We start from the raw sequence: 14,570 nt of genomic DNA, 5'->3' as shown, positions 1-14,570 counted from the left end.
GATCGCCCTGCTGCAGGGCCGTCCCGAGCAGGACCGGCGATCCCTCGCCGACCTGGTCAACCAGGGCGCGCAGGAGGAACCCGATTCTGACCGGCAGCTGACGGCCTGGGAAACACCCGAAACCCTGGGACTCCTGTTTGGGCCTCGTTAAGGCTTGCCGGTCTTGACCTGGCCGATGAGATCCCTCAACTACTTACAGTCTCGGTGACCGGCTGACGTGTGTCGACCTGGTACGCGCGCTGCGGCAGCAGGTCGTGCCCGACCAGGCCAACGTGTGGGCGGCCTTCCCCTGGAGCGGCGGCGACCGGAAGGCCATCAGAACGATCACCTACGCCAACGAGGGCGACACACCGGTCACCCTCGACCTGTCGGCGGACCGCGAGGTGCTGAAACTGCCGTCGGACCAGGTCACCGTCCCGGCCAAGGGCGAGGCGTCGGTCACGCTCACCATCGACGCGAGCGGGCAGGAGCCGGGCGACCACCCGGGGACGGTCACCGCCAGGTCGGGCGAGACGGTGATCCGCACGCTGGCCGGCGCGTACGTCGAGCCGGAGTCCTACGACGTCACTGTCACCGTCCTCGGCAGGCAGGGCCGGCCGGTCGACGCCCAGCATGGCGAGGTCTACGACGCCAAGACGGGCGCCATCTATCCGCTGCCCTTCCGGGAAGGGACAGCCACGGTACGAGTGCCCAAGGGTGACTGGAAACCTCTACACCAGCACGCGCGAGAAGGTCGAAGGAAAGCCCGTGCTGACCATCGCCGACTCCCCGCCGAAGGTCTACGGCGGCGACCAGCGGGTCATCGTGGACACGCGCCTGGCAAGCCGGTGAGAGCCACCGTCGACGACCCGGACGCCCAGCTCCAGCGGGTTCTCACCCTCGGGCTGCAGCACGGCGCGTGGGGCGACTGGACCCGGTTGTTCGGTGTCGACACCAACTCCCAGTTCTTTGCCCGCCGCGTCACCGGGTCTGACCTACACCCTGGCGACCACGTGGCTCAGCAGGGACATCTCGCCCAGCCCGTACGTCTACACCCTGGTCGACCGGCGCACCGGCGGCCTTCCCGAGGATCCCACGTACCACGCCAGCCGGAAGGAGCTGGCCGAGGTCACCGCGACCTACCGGGCCCCGGGAGCGGCCGCTACGGGCACCGTCGAGGCAGGGCTGCCCACCGGCGGTCCGATGGGGCGTTCCAGGTGTCGTCGGTCGGTGACATCGCGCTGCCCGGCAGGCTCGTCCACTACCGGACCCCTGGCCTGGTCTACCAGAGCGCCTTCGAGGTCGGCGCTGCGGTGACCTCCGACGGCGGCAGGCTCATGAAGCGAGGTCACGCCGGAAGCGAGCTCTGGAACGCCGCCGCCACCGGCTCGGCCACCCTCGCGAAGGACGGCAAGGTACTGGCCACCGCCGGCCTCGCGGACTGCGACGTCCAGGCGCTGAAGCGCTGCGAGCTGCGTGCCGGCCTGCCCGCCGGAGTCGGCGCCTACACGCTGACGGCGTCGATGCGCCGGCCCGCCACGCTCTCCACCGAGGGGACCTCGGTCTGGACGTTCCCGTCCGCCACCACCGCCGAGGAGCAGCCGCTGCCCCTGACGGCCGTCCGCTACGGCCCCGAGGGGCTGGACGACTCCAACAGGGCGAGGCCGGGTAGCACGACCCGCGTGCCCGTGTGGGTCGAGCGCAACCCGGGCTCCCCGAAGGGGAGGGTGCTGGTGATCCGGCTGGAGATGTCCGCCGACGACGGCGCCACCTGGCACGACGTCATGGTCGCCCGCGCCGGCCGGGGCTGGAGCGCCAGGCTGACGAACCCTTCCACGGCCGGGTTCGTCTCCCTCCGCGCGGCGGTCACCGGCTCCGCCGGCCACGCGGTGACCCAGATGATCATCCGCGCGTACGCCGTCGGCTGATCGCATACGGTGGTGCATGCCTGACTTACCGTGAACGCGGCCGGAATCAGCACGTCGGCGGCGACGTTGTGAAGATCGCCCGCCTGGAAGCCTCTGTCCGGGTGCGACTGTCAGGATCTCAGAGTGGACCACGGCCACAGGAAACGAGGAGGCCCGCCCATGGTCAGCGTCAGTGTGGAGACCGCGGAGCAGACGGAAGCACGCCTACGGCGCGTGATCGCGGCAGCCCGGCTCGTCGTGCACAACGGCGTCTGGTGCTTCCAGGAGTCTCCGGCCGACCGCCCACCAGCCCTTACCGGTGACACACTGGCGGTGGTCCGGGACGACGAGAGCTGGAGCGCCCTGGTCCCGTTCACCCACGAGCACGACGGTGTCGAACGATTCGGGGTCTTCTCCTTCCACTTCCCTGCCGACCTGGACAACAGTGGCTTCGTCGGCTGGCTGGCCACCCGTCTCAAAGTTCAGCTGGGGACCGGCGTGTTCGTCATCTGCGGCAGCAACCGTGCCGGCGGAGGAATCTACGACTACTGGGGCTGCCCCATCGACCTGGTGGACGACGCTCTGGCAGTCATCGAGGAACTCCGTGCCCGGGGTCTTTGAGATTCCCGGGTCCGCATGGCGGGAAGGGCCCAGATCTCCTCGGCGGCCCCGTACATGATCTCGACGGCATGAGCCGTTTCGTCATGACGGGTTGGTTCAGTGCTGTGGACCTTCATAGAAGGCGTTGACGCGGGCGGCGTGACCGTGCTGGTCCAGTTCGACGACGTCGAGAACACGGTTGCCGTTCTCCCGCCGGTAGAGCAGCGCGTAGCCGCCCGGGCTGGTCAGCAGCGCTTCCTCGGTGAAGGTCAGGTCCGGGGCCAGTTCCAGTCCGAGCTCGAAGTGCCTGCGCAGCTCTGCCTTGCCCTGCAAGCGGCCATCGGCACGTCCCCAGCGGCGCACCACGGTAGGGGCGACGAAGTCGACGTTCTCCGCGTAGCAGGCCAGGATCGCATCGAGATCGCGTTGCTCCCACGCTGCCAGCCAAGCGTCGGCATGGGCTCGATGATCCATCGTCACAGTCTCCTTCGGGTGTCTGCGTGATCCGAGAGGGCCAGCTGCTGGAGCATTCGCCCCACCCCCCGGCCGCCGGCGAAGCCTGGGAAGGCGGTCCACTGCGTGGGCGTTCGCCACGGCAGCTGTTGTGCGGTCAGCGGACCAGGCGGAAGAAGGTCCGTAGCTCCTCGACGAACAGGCCGGGTTGCTCGAAGGCGGCGAAGTGTCCACCCTTGTCAGGTTCGTTCCAATGCCTGATGTCGGTGAAGCGTTTCTCGGCCCATCGCCGGGAGGGCCGGGGGTTCTCCTTGGGGAAGATCGAGCATCCTGCCGGGACGGTCACCAGGTCCGTCGTCTCGGTGGTGAAGAGCCGTTGGACGGCTTTGAAGCTCTCCCAGTAGAGCCGGGCGGCGGACGCGCCGGTGCCGGGTAGCCAGTAGAACATGAGGTTGTCGAGGAGTTCGTCACGGGTGAGGGCGTTCTCGGGGTGGCCACCGCCGTCGGTCCAGGCGCGGAACTTCTCGATGATCCAGGCGCACAGCAGCGCCGGTGAGTCGAGGAGCCCGTAGCCGATGGTCTGTGGCCGGGTGGACTGCTCCAGGGAGTATCCGTCCTCGCTCTCCTGGCCTCGTTCCAGGTCGGCGATGGCGGCCTGCTCGGCTGGGGTGAGGTCGTCGAACGTGGCCGGATCCGGAGCCGCCAGCGGCGGGAGGAGGTGGATGCCCGCCGCGTGGGCGGGATCCCGCAGGCCGATGAGGGTGGTGATGGTGGTGCCCCAGTCGGAGCCTGCCGCGCCGTAGCGGTCGTAGCCGAGGCGGCCCATCAGTGTGATCCAGGCGTCGGCGATCCGCTCGACGCCCCAGCCCTGGTGGTCCGGTTTGTCGCTGAAGCCGTAGCCGGGCAGGGAGGGGCAGACGACGTGAAAGGCGTCGCGGGCGTCGCCGCCGTGGGCGGTCGGGTCGGTGAGCGGACCGATCACCTTGAGGAACTCCACGATCGAGCCCGGCCATCCGTGCGTCAGGATGAGCGGCATCGCGTCCTCGTGCGGTGAGCGGACGTGGAGGAAGTGGATGCCGAGGCCGTCGATGGAGGTCCGGAACTGCGGCAGCGCGTTCAGGCGCCGTTCGGTGGCCCGCCAGTCGTACTCCTCGGCCCAGTACCGGCACAACTCTCGCAGGTAGCCCAGCGGGACGCCCTGGGACCAGTCCTCGACCGTCTCCTTCTCGGGCCACCGCGTGCGCCGCAGCCGTTCGCGCAGGTCGGCCAGTACGGGCTCGGGGATGTCGAGACGGAACGGGGTCACGTGGTCGGACATGCTGCCTTCCTCGTCGGATCGGTCGCTGGTGGGCAGGGGAGCGGTCGCCGGCCTGCGGCGTTCGCTCGCGGCGGTCATTCCCCCGCCAGGAGGAGCGCCTGCTGGGGAGCGAGGCGGACGTAGCCGGTCCTGGGCCGGTCAGGAGTGACCGTGGGATCGTCGGTGTCGAACACCGCCGGGGCCGGCAGATGCAGGCCGGCCGCAGGGCTGTTCCGGAGGTTCGCCACCGCCCAGAGGGCTCCCCGGCGGTAGGCGGTCACCGGTGCGGCGAGCCTGGCTCTGCTCACGTCGTCGGTGGTGGCCAGCACGTGTGTCAGCGCGCGTCTTGTGGCCAGCAGCCGGCTGAGGGTGTTCAGGTGGGATGCGGGGTCGTCCTGCTGCGCCGCCACGGTCTGGTCGTCGCCGCGTGCACCGTCGGGAAGCCAGGGGTGCCCTGTGGTGAAGCCCAGGCCTGGGCCGGGCCGCCATGGCATGGGGGTGCGGGCGGCGTCGCGGCTTTCCTCCGGCTGGGCGGCGCCCAGCGGGTCGGCGCCGCGACCGTGCGGCACCTGCCCGTCCACCAGGCCGAGCTCCTCACCTTGGTAGACCCAGAAGGTTCCCGGCAGCAATGCCATCAGGACGTGCAGCGCGAGCGAGCGACGCCGTCCCCGTGGCCCGCCGCCGAACCGGGTGACGGCGCGGGAACGGTCGTGGTTGCCCTGCACCCAGGAGAGCCGTGGCGACGCCCTCACGGCGGCCTCGATCATGGTGTCGATGCGGTCGGCGTCCCAGTCGGTCTCCACCAGCCCGAACCAGAACGACGAGTGCAGCCGCTCGCCCTGCACGAAGCGCGCGAGCGCCCGGGGATCGAGCTCGTAGACCTCGCCGACGAGGAAGGCGTCGTGCCGGTCGGCGATCCGCCGCCACCGCTCGTGGATGGCGTGCACGCCGCTCTGGTGGATGTCGTGGCGATGCTCCTGGCGGCGCCAATCCATGGTCACCCCGCGGGCCGGCAGGATCCGGCCGGCCGGCAGCAGCGGGTTGTCCCGCAGCTCCGCGTCCTTGACGAGGTAGCCGGCGGTGTCGATGCGGAAGCCGTCCAGCCCTCGCGCCAGCCAGTGTTCGACGATCGCGTCGACCTCGGCTGCCAGTGCCGGGTTGCGCCAGTTCAGGTCGGGTTGTTCGGGACGGAACAGGTGCAGGTAGTACTGGCCGGTCGCCGGGCTGAACGTCCAGGCGGGACCTCCGAAATGGGACGGCCAGTTGTTCGGCGGGCCGCCGTCCGGGGCCGGGTCGCGCCAGATGTAGTAGTCGCGGTGCGGGTCGTCCGCGCAGGAGGAGGCGGCGACGAACCATGGGTGGGCGTCGCTGGTGTGGTTGACGACCAGGTCGCCGATCACCCGCATCCCGCGCCGGTGCGCCTGCGCCAGCAGCCCGTCGAGGGCCGCCTGCCCGCCGAACGACGGATCCACGGCCCGGTAGTCGGCGACGTCGTAGCCGTGATCGCGCATCGGAGAGCGGAAGAACGGGGTCAGCCACACCACCTCCACTCCGAGCCGCTCAAGGTGATCCAGCCGCGCGCTCACCCCGGCCAGGTCTCCCCAGCCGTCACCGTCGCTGTCGGCGAACGACGGCAGGTACACCTGGTAACCCACGGCGTCGCGCCACCACGGCCGGACCCGCGAGCGCTGCAGCAGGTGGGCCAGCCGGCCGAGGCCGGGCAGGGACAGGTCGCCGTCCAGCCCTCGCAGCGCCGCGGTCGGCATGCCCGCCGCCCGGCCCGCGGCCAGCCCCGGCTCGGAGTCCTCCACCACCAGGCAGGCCGACGGTGCGACGCGAAGGCGGCGCGCGGCCTCCAGGTAGCCCTCGGGGTCGGGTTTGCCCGCGCCTACGTCGTCGATCGTCAGCAGAATGGGCGGATCGATCCCCGCCGCCTGCAGGCGCGCCTTGGCCAGCCGTCCGTCGGCGCTGGTCACCACGGCCCACGGCAGCTTGAGCCGGTCGAGCGTGGCGAGCAGGAGGCGCGCGCCGGGCGCCGCCGTGACGTCTGCCAGGTCTTCGTACTGCAGGGCGTGCTGCCGCTGCGCCGCGGCCATGACGGCCTCGTCGTCCAGGGCGGGAAGCAGCCGCCGGACCGTACGCGCGGCCGGGCTCCCATGGGCGATGGCGAGGACCACGCCGGGGTCGACGCCGTACTCCTCGGCCCAGATCGACCAGGCCCGCTCGACCGAGGCGTCGGAGTCCACGAGAGTGCCGTCCATGTCCAGCAGGACCGCTTCGACCGCCGCGAGATCCGTTCGTCGTGTCACAGCGTCCCCCTTCGATTAAACTCGTGTATCGAGCATAAAGGAAGGGCGACGACACATGGCAACCCCACGCAACCGGGCCAGGTCCGTGCGGGCCACGGATCTCCGCTGGCGCAGCGCCTTGGCCGTGCTAGACGAGATGCGCCGCGAGCCGGGTGTGACCAGGGCGGCCGTGGCGCGGCGACTCGGGCTCAGCACCGGCTCGGCCACCGAGATCACCTCCCGGCTGCGCGACCTCGCCCTGCTCGCCGAGGCCCCTGCCGCCGCGACGTCACGGGGCCGTCCGACGAGCGTGCTCACCCCCCACCCGGACGGCCCCCTCGTCATCGCCGTGGACCTGCGGCAGGAGGACTGGCGATGCGCAGTCGCCTCGCTCGACGGAAGGCCCGGCATCGTGGAGACCGGAACGCACCGCAGCCGCGCCCCCGAGCACGTGATCAGCACGGTCGCCCAGGCGGCGCGACGCCTCCACCAGCGATACGGTCAACGCGTCCGGGCCGTCTCCGTGGCGATCGCGGCCACGGTGCAACACGGCAAGGTCGTCCAGTCCTCCGTGCTCGGCTGGGACGCGGTGGACCTGGCGGCGCTGATGGACGACCCGCGCACTCCGCTGCTGATCGGCAACGACGCCACCCTCGCAGGGCTCGCCGAGGCCAGGCAGGGCGCCGCAGCGGGAGCGGCGAGCGTCCTGCACGTCACCGTGGAGGTGGGCGTCGGCGGCACCCTGGTCGTCGACGGCCGGCCCCTGCACGGAGCGACAGGCGCCGGCGGGGAGTTCGGGCACCTTCCCTTCGGCGATCCCGACCTGCGCTGCCCCTGCGGCGCCCGGGGCTGCTGGGACCTGGCGGTCGACGGCCGCGCGATCGCCCGCCACCTCGGCGAGCCCCCACCCCGCGACCCCCGCACGTACGCCGAACAGGCCCTGGCGCGCACCCCGGCGGAACCGGCCGTGCGGGCCGCCGTCGGCCGCGCCACCACCGGACTGGCCCATGGCCTCGCCGGGCTGATCAACGCCCTGGACCCCGCCGTCGTCACACTGGGCGGCCTCGCGGAGTCGCTGCGAGCCGCGGCCGAGCCGCAGTTCACCGCTGCCCTGACCGACGGCCTCATGCGCTTCCGCCGCCCGCACCCGCCTCCCGTGCTCGCCGCCGCCCTCGGCCGCGACGGGGCGCTGCACGGGGCGGCGGTGACCGCGCTCGACCACGTCCTCACCGAAGAGGGCCTCGCTGCCTGGGCGGCCCTGCGCACCTCCCACTCCCCGGCCTAGCACCTCCGCCGTCTTGGGCGGTGCGCAAGCCGCGTCGTATCTGCCGGATGCTCAGCCGGTGGCCGCGCGGGACGGCTCGGGCCGCTCGGCGCCGGTGACGTCGCGGCGCAGGCGTGGCAGGGTGAGGGTGATGAGCAGACCGGCGATCATCCCGGCGGCGGTGAGCATGACGACGAGGAACTCGCCGTCGGCCGTGGCGGCGCGCAGGGCCTGGCCGGTCTTGCCGCCGGTGCCGAGGTCGGCGATGACGGTGAAGACGGCCAGGCCGATGGCGTTGCCGATGTTGAGCGCCGTGGAGGCGATGCCGTTGGCCACGCCCTGCTCGTGGGTCGCGGTGCCGGTCGCGGCCGCGATCCACATGGCGGTCCAGACGATGCCCTGGCCGACGCCGGAGACGATGAGGCCGGGAACCAGCAGGCCGTAGCCGACCTCGGCGTCGAAGCCGAGTGCCAGGACGGCGGTGCCGGGCACACCGATGGCGAAGCCGATCAGCAGGGAGGCGCGGGTGCCGATCCGGGTGGCCAGCCGCTCGCCTGCCTGGGTGCCGGCGGCGATGGCCAGTGAGGGGATGAGGAAGGCGAGCCCGGTCTGCAGGGCGCTGTAACCGTGGATGCTCTGCAGCAGCACGGTGAGGAAGTAGGGCAGGACGCCGAACGTGGCCATGTAGACGAAGGTCACCAGCATGCCGACGGTCAGGCTGCGGTTGCGGAACAGCCGGAAGGGCATGAGCGGGTCGGCACTGCGCGCCTCGACCAGCGCGAAGACCACCAGCAGCGCGGCGGCCAGCACGAAGGCGCCGGCCACCGGGAGGCTGCCCCAGCCCAGCTCGGGCCCCTCGACCAGGGCGAAGACCAGCAGAGTCGATCCGCCGGTGACGCTGAGCGCGCCGGGGATGTCGAACCTGCGCCGTTCCCCCCTGCCGGGATCGCGGGGGATGACGGCCAGGGCGGCCAGCGCGACCAGCCCGGCCAGGGGGACGTTGACGAAGAACACGGCGGGCCAGCCGAAGTGCTGGGTGAGCAGGCCGCCGAGCAGGGCGCCGATGGTCAGGCCGCTGGCTCCGGCGCCGCCCCAGACCGCCAGCGCCCGGTTGCGCTGCGGGCCCTCGGCGAACAGGCTGTTGAGCAGCGCCAGCGTGGCGGGCAGCAGCAGCGCTCCGCCGATGCCCTGGATCGCCCGGGCGGCGATGATGACGGCGGGGCTGGTGGCCAGCCCGCCGGCCAGCGAGGAGACGGCGTACAGAGTCAGGGCGAGCACGAAGACGCGGCGGCGGCCGAGCAGGTCGGCCGCCCGGCCGCCGAACAGCAGGAAGCCGCCGGCGAAGACGACGTAGGCGCTGACCACGAGCTGCTGGGTCTGGCCGGGGAAGCCCAGGTCGGCGCCGATCCGCGGGAGCGCGACGAACACGATGTTCAGGTCGAGCGCGTAGATGAGCTGGGCCAGGGCGAGCAACGCCAGGGTCAGGCCGAGCCGCGGCCTGGCGTCGCCCAGGGACTGTGTGGACATGGTTCGCCCTTCGGAGGGAGCCGGGTGGCGGGCATGCGGAAGCCCGCCCCGCAGAAATGACTGTACGTATATTTACGTACGATCGAACTATGCCACAAGAATCGTTCGAAAGTCGCGGTACAGTTGGACCATGGCCTTCCGTCACCCCGACCGCGACCAGCTCCGGATCGAAGACGTGCTGTCGGCGCTGGGGAACGGCGTGCGCCTGGCCGCCGTCCGCCTCTTGGACGCCGGTGGCGAGCACAACTGCACCAGCGTCCTCAACACGCTGGGCATCACCGCGAAATCAACGATGACGCACCACTGGCGGGTGCTGCGCGACAGCGGCGTCATCTGGCAGCGGCCCGCAGGCCGGGAGAACCTGCTCGTCCTGCGCCGTGAGGACCTGGACGCCCGCTATCCCGGGCTGCTCGACGCCATCCTGTCCGGCGCCCGCACCGACGCCGCCCTCGATCGCGGTGACCGCACCGGATCGCCCACCTGACGGCGGGCCACGGGTGACTGCGCGGTCCCCGGCCTTGGCCGCGCAGTGCTACGGCGTGTCGGTGATCGCGCCATCCAGGCCGGAGTGCTTGAGATCCAGCCGGGAAAGGTCGCATCCGCGCAGGTCGACGCCAGTCAGGTCACACTCGCGGAACGACGTGTGGTGGAGGATCGCGTCGGTGAGGACCGCGCCGGTCATGGTCGCCGGCTGGATCATCGCACTGCCCAGCCGGGTGAAGGCGATGGTCGCGTCGATCACCTCGCTGTAGCCGAACCCCGCCCCGGTGAGGTCGGCGCCGGTGAGGTCGGCGCCGGTCAGGTCGGCGCCGGAGAAGATGGCGCCGCGTGCGGAGACGCGCGACAGATCCGCGCCCGCGAGGTTGGCGCCGGCGAGGACCATGTCGTCGAGCTCCATGCCGCGCAGATCGGCGCCGGAGAGATCGAGCTCCTCCTCCGCGTTGTCGGCGCGCCACTGGTTGAAGGCGGACGGCCCCTGCCTCAGGACCTCGATGACCTGCGCCGTTCCCACGTCGCCCGCCTCGTGGAGACGCCCCGCCCGCTTCGGACTGTCGGTGGAGACGAAAAGTGCGGTGAGGGTGGCGACATCCTTTCTCGCGCCGGCGAGCTCTGCGACCAACTCCTCCTCATGCGGATACATCTCGGCCATCGCCTCCGTCATCGCAAGACGAGTGCTCAGCAGTGTCAGCGCGTTGTCCCGATCGCCGTCGCTCTTGGCCAGGTCGGCGAGGCGGCGGAAGGCCAGGCCGGCCTGCAGTGCCGTTTCCGGGCTCATGGTCGCCTGGAAGAGCCGGGTACGGATCTGCGCGCATTCGGCCCAGGTCTCGTATTCCTTGTCCTTGTGCTCTGCCAGGTCGAGCGCGCGGTACACCTCGCCTAGATGCTGTAACGAGTCGGCGAGCCGCTGGTCTGCCTCCATGAAGGTCGGGTGCTCGGCTGCGAGTTCGTGGTAGATGTCCACGGCGACCGTGAGCACCGCCTCGGCGGCCACCGGCCGGCCGTCGGCGAGCCGGGCCTGGCCGCAGGTGTCGTACGCGGCGCCGAGGCAGAACCGGGCCTCGTCGCGCTGCGGGTGGGTGGCGGCCCACTCCTTGACGGCGGACAGCGATCGTTCGGCCACCTTCCGGGCGGCGCGCGGGAAGCCGTTCCGGATCAGCATGGCGACCAGATGGTCACGAACGGTGCCTTCGTAACCCGCCGGTATGGACGGCAGGATCTCGCCCAGCAGCGCCATCCCCGCGTACTCGAAGTCGGTCTCCAGGCTATCGACGACGTCGAGGGGGAAGCGCATCAGGTCACTGGTCCCCTGGACCGCGACGAGGTGGCGGCAGACCGCGACGTAGTGGTCGAATGTGCCGCCCTCGTGGGTCCGGCTGTAGTGCATGTTCATGGCACGTTCGTGACGGTCGGGGAGCGCCGGCCCCTGATGCGGCGTCAGCAGCTCGGCGAGCCAGCGGTCGGCGAGGTAGACGATCTCGCCTTCCCATCCCTCCCATGCGTGGAGCAGTCCGAGCTCGGCGAGCCGGTTCGCAGTAGCTTGAACGCTGATGAGCGCCGCCCGCTCGGGCTCGGGGCGTCGCCTGCGGTCCGGCTCGCGGGTGTCGCAGGCGACGGCCAGGTCGTATGCGGTGACGGGGACGGTGGCGATCGCGGCTTGGAGCAGGATCTCCCGCTGTTGCCCTGTCAGCTCGGCCATGATGAGGTCGAGCGGTACGGCCCCCGGCGTCACGGCCGCGAGCCGCGCCCGCACACCCTCGGGATTGGCCGACAGCCAGGCGTCGACCAGTTGCAGAGACCGTGGATGCGCCGCGGTCGAGCGGACCACACGCTCGCGGGTGACCGGATCCACGGTGGACAGCAGGGGCAGCCCTGCGGCGAGCGCGGTTCCTGCGGCGAGGTCCAAGGGGTCCAGCCGCAGGAGACCGAGGCGGTCGTCCGTGGCAGAGGGCGGTAACGGCGTCCGGCTGGTCACCAGCACCCGGCCCCGAACGGCGGCCCGGCACAGCCGCTCAAACACCTCGCCGAAGCCGGGATCCAGGAAACCCGTACCGCCCAGGTTCTGACTCAGGTCGTCGAAGAGCAGGACCAGAGGGAAACTCTTCAGCAGCCGACAGGTCATGTCGAACATGGCATCGTCCGACCGAGCCACGCCGATGGCCCCTGTCATGTGCGCTTGTTCTGGGGAGAACTCCTCGCCCCAACCTGAAACAGCCTCTGTGACGCCTCGGAACAGCGTTCGCGGAGACCATCTGCCCACCATGGCGGCTACCGCCCAGCCATCGGCCTGAAGCCGTCCGAGCACCTGGTGAGCCAGGGCGCTCTTGCCCATCCCCGCCTCACCGGTGATCACCAGCCCGGCCGGGCCTACGGCCAGCCTGGTCAGCGCGGCCCGCACGTCGGACTCTCTGACCAGGCCAGGCGCTCCGAGCCGCCGCACCTCCGGGCTCATGTTCGCTTCCGCATTCACAATCGTCCTCCAGCAGACATGACAAATTCGTGGCGTTTGCTACCTGGGCCGCGGTGGCGGCGACTTCCATCCGCCGGCTACTTCTCGGCCTTGTCGAGGAGGGGGGAGGATGGCTCCGGGACAGCGGCCGGACGTGCCGTGTGCCGGTGGATCAGGATGACGCCGGCCATGCTGACGAGCCCGCCGACGAGCTCGACCGGACCCGGTATCTCTCCCAGCCACACGAACGCCACGCCGATGGCGATCGGCGGGACCAGGTACAGGGCTGCCGTGGACTGCGCGATGGGGTACCGGGCCACCGCGTATCCCCAGGTGACGAAGCCGAGCGCGGACGGCAGCAGGCCGAGGTAGAGGGTGGACACGGCGGCGTCGGTGGGCGCCCGGAGCAGGTCGTGCACGGCGCCGGGCGCCAGCGGGGCCAGGAACAGCGTGCCCGCCCACATGGCGTAACAGGCGACCTCCAGACCCGTGTACCGCTTCAGCAGCGGCTTGGTGGCGAAGTGGTAGACGCCTTGGACGACCGCCGCCGCGAGGATCACCAGCGCGCTGGTGGTGACCTGCGCGGAGCCGGCGGCGTACGCGATGAGCGCCACGCCGGCCAGGGCGGTGACGGTGCCGGCCACGATGGCCGCCGAGAGGCGTTCACCGAGGAAGATCGAGGCCAGCAGCACGCTGAACACCGGCGCGGTGGCGATGAGCAGGCTGGCGGTCCCGGCTGGGACGTGCACCTCACCCCAGTTGAGCAGCAGCTGATAGGCGCTCATCCCGGTGAACGCGCACAGCGCGATCAGCGGAAGGTCGCGCCGGCCCGGCAGCCGGACCCGCAGCATCGGGCTCACCACGGCCAACGCGACGGAGGCGACGGCCAGGCGCCAGAAGGACAGCGCGCCGACGCCCAGGCCGTTCACGCCGACGCGGATGGCGGGGAAGGCCGACGCCCAGAGCACGACCGTCGAGATCAGGGCCGCCAGACGCAGCGAGATCGGTGGATTCACCCTGCGCAGCATGCTGCGTAGAATCAGAAAGTTCCAGTTACTCTTTCTTCTTAAATTAAGAAGGGTTGCTTACGTGTTGGATCTGCGCCGCCTGCGTCTCCTGCGTGACCTGCAAATCTACGGCACCGTGGCAGCGACGGCCGAGGCCAGACACCTCAGCGGACCGGCGGTGTCACAACAACTGGCCGCCCTGGAACGCGAGGCCGGGCTGCCGCTGCTGGAGAAACAGGGGCGGCGGTTGCGGCTCACCCCCGCGGGCCACCTGCTCGCCGAGCACGCCGAGGTCATCCTCGGGCAGATCGCCACCGTCGAGGCCGACCTGCGCGCGTTCCAGGAAGGCGGCCAGGGCCTGGTCCGGCTCGCGGTGTTCTCCTCGGCCGCCCGGGTGCTGATGCCCCGCCTGTGGCGGCGGATGTCCGCCGACGGCGCGCCCACGCCGGAGCTGCGCGTCACCGAGTGCGAGCCCGATCCGGCGGCCGAGGCGCTGCGCCGCCGGGAGGTCGACATCGCGATCGTCCACGCCTACAGCCTGCTGCCGCGCGAGCTGCCGCCCGGGTGCCGGCAGCACCACCTCATGGACGAGCCCGTGTTGCTGGCCATGCCCGCCGCCCTGGCCTCCCAGCGGGGGCTGGGCCATGGGCATCCGGTGCACCTGGCCGATCTCGCGCACGAGCACTGGCTGATGCCCGGCGCCGAGACCTCCTGTCACGAGATGACCCGCCGGGCCTGTGGCGCCGCCGGTATCGTGCCCCGTCCGATCGTGACCGCCAACGACTTCTCCGTGCTGAGCGCGCTGGTGGCCGCCGGAGCCGGGATGGCGCTCATCCCCCGCATGGCCCTGCCCCGCGACACCGAGGGGATCAGCCTGCACCCGCTGGCCGAACGCGTCGAGCGCACGGTGACGGCCTACACCCGCACCGGCGACGCCCGCCTGCCACGGGTCGGGCTCGTCCTGGAGGCGATCCGCAGCGCCGCCGCGGACGTGACGAGCGCAGCGGACGAGTGGAGGGGGTGGGGCGCTGGCAGGGGGCAATGATCGAGTGATCTGTGTTCCCCATTGAGCGGCTGAGAGGTGTCACTGTTCGTGGTCGCCCGGGGCGTAGCGGCCCCATGGGCTTCCGGCTGCGGTGGAGGGGCGGGTGGGCGTGTCTCCGTCGTAGCCGAGCATGCGGCCGACCACGGGGGCGGGGGTCTGCAGGACGAGCTGGCGGATCGCGGCCGAGCGTGCCGGGCCGGCGAGGATGCCGAGCTTGCTCAGGCGTGACCGGGTGGTCGTGGGGTCCAGCGGTTGT

Annotated in this window: 11 protein-coding genes; 5 read left to right on the top strand and 6 right to left on the bottom strand. The window is 71.2% G+C overall.

Features of this window, described 5'->3' with window-relative positions; genetic code table 11:
• The first annotated feature begins 254 nt into the window (after positions 1 to 254).
• Both AB0J76_RS48790 and AB0J76_RS48785 read left to right on the top strand, forming a co-directional pair.
• A complete protein-coding gene (locus AB0J76_RS48790; protein ID WP_352327938.1) occupies positions 255 to 1,907 on the top strand; it encodes a hypothetical protein in 1,653 nt (550 codons plus the stop codon).
• A gap of 159 nt (positions 1,908 to 2,066) precedes the next feature.
• Positions 2,067 to 2,507 (top strand): DUF6196 family protein, encoded by a 441-nt coding sequence (locus tag AB0J76_RS48785; protein ID WP_352327939.1) that lies wholly within the window; start codon positions 2,067 to 2,069, stop codon positions 2,505 to 2,507.
• 96 nt (positions 2,508 to 2,603) lie between these two features.
• Here AB0J76_RS48785 and AB0J76_RS48780 read toward each other — a convergent pair whose 3' ends face one another.
• The 3 genes from AB0J76_RS48780 to AB0J76_RS48770 all read right to left on the bottom strand — a co-directional run bounded on the left by AB0J76_RS48780 (position 2,604) and on the right by AB0J76_RS48770 (position 6,545).
• Positions 2,604 to 2,960, bottom strand: coding sequence for a nuclear transport factor 2 family protein (locus tag AB0J76_RS48780; protein WP_352327940.1), 357 nt, complete (start codon positions 2,958 to 2,960; stop codon positions 2,604 to 2,606).
• A 136-nt stretch (positions 2,961 to 3,096) separates the two neighbouring features.
• On the bottom strand, positions 3,097 to 4,257 hold the full coding sequence (locus AB0J76_RS48775; protein ID WP_352327941.1) for an epoxide hydrolase family protein: 1,161 nt from the start codon (positions 4,255 to 4,257) through the stop codon (positions 3,097 to 3,099).
• Positions 4,258 to 4,331: 74 nt separating this feature from the next.
• Positions 4,332 to 6,545 carry an HAD-IA family hydrolase gene (locus tag AB0J76_RS48770; RefSeq protein WP_352327942.1) on the bottom strand — a complete coding sequence of 738 codons (2,214 nt, stop codon included), beginning with the start codon at positions 6,543 to 6,545 and terminating at the stop codon, positions 4,332 to 4,334.
• Between the two features lie 55 nt (positions 6,546 to 6,600).
• On the opposite strand from AB0J76_RS48770, the gene AB0J76_RS48765 reads away from it, so the two are divergent.
• The gene (locus AB0J76_RS48765; protein WP_352327943.1) at positions 6,601 to 7,809 is read left to right on the top strand and encodes an ROK family transcriptional regulator; all 1,209 of its coding nucleotides are present in this window, start codon (positions 6,601 to 6,603) and stop codon (positions 7,807 to 7,809) included.
• A gap of 51 nt (positions 7,810 to 7,860) precedes the next feature.
• Here AB0J76_RS48765 and AB0J76_RS48760 read toward each other — a convergent pair whose 3' ends face one another.
• Positions 7,861 to 9,315, bottom strand: a complete 1,455-nt coding sequence (locus AB0J76_RS48760) for an MFS transporter (RefSeq protein ID WP_364394223.1) — start codon at positions 9,313 to 9,315, stop codon at positions 7,861 to 7,863.
• Between the two features lie 130 nt (positions 9,316 to 9,445).
• Here AB0J76_RS48760 and AB0J76_RS48755 point away from each other — a divergent pair, with 130 nt between their 5' ends.
• Positions 9,446 to 9,799 carry a helix-turn-helix domain-containing protein gene (locus tag AB0J76_RS48755; protein WP_352327974.1) on the top strand — a complete coding sequence of 118 codons (354 nt, stop codon included), beginning with the start codon at positions 9,446 to 9,448 and terminating at the stop codon, positions 9,797 to 9,799.
• A 48-nt stretch (positions 9,800 to 9,847) separates the two neighbouring features.
• On the opposite strand, the gene AB0J76_RS48750 is transcribed toward AB0J76_RS48755, so the two are convergent.
• Both AB0J76_RS48750 and AB0J76_RS48745 read right to left on the bottom strand, forming a co-directional pair.
• Positions 9,848 to 12,283 carry a pentapeptide repeat-containing protein gene (locus AB0J76_RS48750; protein WP_352327973.1) on the bottom strand — a complete coding sequence of 812 codons (2,436 nt, stop codon included), beginning with the start codon at positions 12,281 to 12,283 and terminating at the stop codon, positions 9,848 to 9,850.
• A 77-nt stretch (positions 12,284 to 12,360) separates the two neighbouring features.
• Entirely contained in the window at positions 12,361 to 13,278 is a 918-nt protein-coding gene (locus AB0J76_RS48745; protein WP_352327972.1) for a DMT family transporter, read from the bottom strand.
• Positions 13,279 to 13,351: 73 nt separating this feature from the next.
• On the opposite strand from AB0J76_RS48745, the gene AB0J76_RS48740 reads away from it, so the two are divergent.
• Positions 13,352 to 14,314: a LysR family transcriptional regulator gene (locus AB0J76_RS48740; RefSeq protein WP_352327971.1), complete on the top strand. Its 963-nt coding sequence runs from the start codon at positions 13,352 to 13,354 to the stop codon at positions 14,312 to 14,314.
• The last annotated feature ends 256 nt before the right edge of the window (positions 14,315 to 14,570 follow it).

Origin of the sequence: Nonomuraea sp. NPDC049624 (genome assembly GCF_040675255.1) — a bacterium.
Taxonomy (GTDB): domain Bacteria; phylum Actinomycetota; class Actinomycetes; order Streptosporangiales; family Streptosporangiaceae; genus Nonomuraea.
The sequence above is the reverse complement of the archived record's forward strand: the minus strand, read 5'-3'. Positions and strand labels throughout refer to the sequence as shown.